We start from the raw sequence: 263 nt of genomic DNA on the forward strand, positions 1-263 counted from the left end.
TTAGGCGGGCATATTGAAGCGGTTTCCGTAAGCCCAGGTGAAGTTATCAATCATGTGAAAGGCGGCAAGCTGAAGACACTGGTAGTGATGGCGGATGAGCGAATGGAAACCATGCCTGACGTCCCGACGTTAAAAGAGAAAGGCGTTGATCTCTCCATCGGCACCTGGCGCGGCCTGATTGTGTCGCAAAAAACGCCGCAGGATGTGGTGGATGTTCTGGCAAAGGCAGCAAAAGAGACGGCTGAAGAGCCTGCATTCCAGGA

The 263-nt window shown here is 53.2% G+C and carries 1 protein-coding gene; it reads left to right on the plus strand.

Going from position 1 to position 263, the window contains the following annotated elements; genetic code table 11:
- The coding region (locus V5P19_RS23800) for a tripartite tricarboxylate transporter substrate-binding protein (protein WP_334408021.1) at nt 1-263 on the plus strand (263 nt) is incomplete at both ends.

Origin of the sequence: Enterobacter sp. UNJFSC 003 (assembly GCF_036903355.1) — a bacterium.
Taxonomy (GTDB): Bacteria; Pseudomonadota; Gammaproteobacteria; order Enterobacterales; family Enterobacteriaceae; genus Enterobacter.